This is a genomic window from Roseicyclus sp. (assembly GCF_052168335.1).
Lineage (GTDB): Bacteria > Pseudomonadota > Alphaproteobacteria > Rhodobacterales > Rhodobacteraceae > Roseibacterium.
Genome location: NZ_JBQLZP010000416.1, coordinates 1 through 3095, shown reverse-complemented (window position 1 = coordinate 3095; position 3095 = coordinate 1). Strand labels below are relative to the sequence as shown.

4 protein-coding genes and 2 tRNA genes are annotated in these 3095 nt (G+C 69.7%); 2 read left to right on the top strand and 4 right to left on the bottom strand.

The window, feature by feature from the left end; all coding sequences use genetic code 11:
- A partial coding sequence (locus ACTS11_RS12700; protein WP_442640678.1) for a response regulator transcription factor occupies nt 1–487 on the bottom strand: 487 nt, incomplete at its 3' end.
- Nucleotides 488–590: 103 nt separating this feature from the next.
- The gene (sciP, locus tag ACTS11_RS12695; RefSeq protein WP_442640677.1) at nt 591–878 is read right to left on the bottom strand and encodes a CtrA inhibitor SciP; all 288 of its coding nucleotides are present in this window, start codon (nt 876–878) and stop codon (nt 591–593) included.
- A 150-nt stretch (nt 879–1028) separates the two neighbouring features.
- Here sciP and mnmA point away from each other — a divergent pair, with 150 nt between their 5' ends.
- On the top strand, nt 1029–2171 hold the full coding sequence (mnmA, locus tag ACTS11_RS12690) for a tRNA 2-thiouridine(34) synthase MnmA (protein ID WP_442640676.1): 1143 nt from the start codon (nt 1029–1031) through the stop codon (nt 2169–2171).
- Nucleotides 2168–2620, top strand: coding sequence for a hypothetical protein (locus ACTS11_RS12685; RefSeq protein WP_442640675.1), 453 nt, complete (start codon nt 2168–2170; stop codon nt 2618–2620). The genes mnmA and ACTS11_RS12685 overlap by 4 nt, the downstream gene beginning before the upstream one ends.
- A 28-nt stretch (nt 2621–2648) precedes the next feature.
- On the opposite strand, the gene ACTS11_RS12680 is transcribed toward ACTS11_RS12685, so the two are convergent.
- Together ACTS11_RS12680 and ACTS11_RS12675 are read right to left on the bottom strand one after the other, a co-directional pair.
- Nucleotides 2649–2725, bottom strand: a tRNA-Asp gene (locus ACTS11_RS12680).
- A 31-nt stretch (nt 2726–2756) separates the two neighbouring features.
- A tRNA-Asp gene (locus ACTS11_RS12675) sits at nt 2757–2833 on the bottom strand.
- Nucleotides 2834–3095: the final 262 nt, after the last annotated feature.

Genomic DNA, 3095 nt, shown 5'->3' with positions numbered 1-3095 from the left:
GCGAGAGAAGCTCGAGCATCTGGTATTCCTTGCCGGTCAGATGCACCTGCCGCCCCTCCACCTCCACCGTCTTCGCGTCGAGGTTCACCGAGATGCGCCCGGTCTGGATCACGGACTGCGCATGGCCCTGGCTGCGGCGGATGATGGCGTGGATGCGGGCGACGAGTTCCTCCCGGTGGAAGGGTTTCGTCAGGTAGTCGTCGGCGCCGAAGCCGAAGCCCTTCAGCTTGCTCTCGGGGTCGTCGAGGCCCGAGAGGATCAGGATGGGCGTGGTCACGCGCGCCGTGCGCAGCTGGCGCAGCACCTCGTGCCCGGTCATGTCGGGCAGGTTGAGGTCGAGAAGGATGATGTCGTAGTCGTAGAGCTTCGCGAGATCGATCCCCTCCTCGCCGAGGTCGGTCGAGTAGACGTTCAGATTCGCGTGCTTGAGCATCATCTCGATGCTTCTGGACGTCGTGGGGTCGTCTTCGACAAGCAGCACGCGCATCATTACGTCTCCGATTCTCGCGATGGACAGGGACCATCGTGTCGGGAAATGGTTAATTTCGAGTTACCTATGGCGCGCCCGGAGGCTGTCCAGAGTCCGGGCGTCAGTCTGCCCGCGGGTCGCGGTAGCGCTGCACCGCCGTGGCCTTGAGCGCGGCGACGCCGTGGCGCGCGGCGGCGCGGCGCCAGGCATCGAGCTCCTCCTCGGAGAGCGACCAGATCCCGCAGGCCTCCTCCGCGCTGAGGAGCCCGTGATCGACGGCCTGCACGACCGTGGCCTTGCGGCGCGCCACCCAGCGCCGCGTGTCGGGCTCCGGCAGGTCCGCGCGCGACAGGACCGAGCCGTCGGGCAGCGTGACGGAATGCGGTCCCTTGATCCGTCGGATGTACATTTCCGCCTCGTGACAGCTTCGTCCGCCCGGTCCCTCCTGAACCCGACAGCTTAATTCCGCGTAAGCGGCAGCCTTGTGGATATGGGCGATTTTCCTATATTCTCCCCAAATCCCGGCACAAATCCCCGGCACTCTCCGCAGGACATCCGCATGGCTCTCGACCGGCCCGAAACGCTCAATTCTCTCGGCTTCGCGCGTCCTCCGTCCGAAACGCGCGTCGTCGTCGCCATGTCGGGCGGCGTCGACAGCTCGGTCGTGGCCGCGATGCTGGCGGAGGAGGGCTACGATGTCGTGGGCGTCACGCTCCAGCTCTACGACCACGGCGCGGCGCTTGCGAAGAAGGGCGCCTGCTGCGCAGGCCGCGACATCCACGACGCCCGCCGCGTGGCCGAGAAGATGGGCTTCCCCCACTACGTGCTCGACTACGAGAACACCTTCCGCGCGGCCGTGATCGACGAGTTCGCGGACAGCTACCTCGCCGGCGCGACGCCCGTACCCTGCATCCGCTGCAACGAGCGGGTGAAGTTCAAGGACCTGCTGGAGACGGCGAAGGAGCTCGACGCGGACTGCATGGCGACGGGCCACTACATCCAGCGCCGGATGGGGCCGAACGGGGCGGAGCTGCACCGCGCCGCCGACGCCGCGCGCGACCAGTCGTATTTCCTGTTCTCCACCACGGGCGAACAGCTCGACTACCTGCGCTTCCCGCTCGGCCACCTCGCCTCCAAGGCCGAGACCCGCGCGCTTGCGGCGAAATACGGGCTGCCGGTGGCCGACAAGCCCGACAGCCAGGACATCTGCTTCGTGCCGAACGGCGACTACGCCGCCGTGATCGAGAAGCTGCGTCCGGGCGCGGCCGATCCGGGCGAGATCGTGGACATGGACGGCAACGTTCTGGGGGAACACCGGGGCGTCATCCACTACACGATCGGCCAGCGGCGGGGCCTCGGGATCGGGGGGCTGGCCGATCCGCTCTACGTGGTGAAGCTCGATCCCGACACGCGCCGCGTGATCGTCGGCCCCAAGGAGGCGCTGTCGACGCGGACGGTGCCGGTGCGCGAGATCAACTGGCTCGGCGACGCGCCCTTCGACAGCCGCGAGGCCTGGGAGCTCTCGGTGCGCATCCGCTCGACCCGCCCGCCGCGCGAGGCGGTGGTCCGCCCGGTCTCGGCCACCGAGGCGGAAGTCGAGCTCGTCGTGGCCGAGGAGGGCGTGAGCCCCGGACAGGCCTGCGTCTTCTACGCGCCCGAAGGCAGCCGCGTCTTCGGCGGCGGCTGGATCTGGAAGGGATGACCCGGTGGCCGGCCGGCGTGACCCTCGCGGTCATCCTGGTCGGCGGCGCGGTGCTGCTCTGGCCCCGGACGCATTCGGCCGAGGCGGTGCTCGACGGCGGCGAGAGCGTAACGCTGAGGCTCCGCCCGATGCTCTCGCTCCAGAGCGACTGGCGCCGCGAGATCGTGGTGCAGGACGCCGACGGTCGGCGGACGATCCCGCTCTTGGAAGATACCGGCTGGTGGCGCGGCTCGCAGCTCTACCGCAGGCCGGACGGCGCGCTGGTGCTCGACGAGGGCCAGGCCGGGTGCGTCCTCCTCTCCGGCGCGGAGCGGCCCGCGGGCTGCCCGGTCGCGACCGAGTGGGACTATCTCGGCCGGTTCGGCGAGCGCGGGCGGGGCGAGGGAGGCCGCGCGGTGTTCCTGTCACCCACGGATGCAGCGGAGATCGACCTGCCCGAGGCGCTGTGACGGACGGCTGCAATTCATTCGGGAGAAGTGGCGCGGTTGACGGGGCTCGAACCCGCGACCCCCGGCGTGACAGGCCGGTACTCTAACCAACTGAGCTACAACCGCGCATCGGTCGAGGGACGGGCGTTCAGGGTGGTGGCGCGGTTGACGGGGCTCGAACCCGCGACCCCCGGCGTGACAGGCCGGTACTCTAACCAACTGAGCTACAACCGCTCACCCTTGGCCCGGGTCTCCCCGGCGTGACGGGGGGTGTATTGCGCCCGCCCCCCGCCGTCAAGCGGCGTTGCGCGCGCCCGCGGGAAAAATCCCCGCCCCTCAGTCGCGCCGGATCGGCCGCGCGGAGGCGAGCGCGCGGTCCTGCGCCCGCTCGCGCGCGAAGACCCAGAGCCCCGCCCCCGCGATCAGCGCGGTTCCCGCCCAGACCGCGGGCTTCGGGATCTCGCCGAAGATCAGCCAGCCCCAGAAGATCGCGAGC

What these genes read in the sequence shown, in the direction of transcription:
- sciP (WP_442640677.1), bottom strand. Translation starts at nt 878, where the DNA reads ATGTACATCCGACGGATCAAGGGACCGCATTCCGTCACGCTGCCCGAC.
- mnmA (WP_442640676.1), top strand. Translation starts at nt 1,029, where the DNA reads ATGGCTCTCGACCGGCCCGAAACGCTCAATTCTCTCGGCTTCGCGCGT.
- ACTS11_RS12685 (WP_442640675.1), top strand. Translation starts at nt 2,168, where the DNA reads ATGACCCGGTGGCCGGCCGGCGTGACCCTCGCGGTCATCCTGGTCGGC.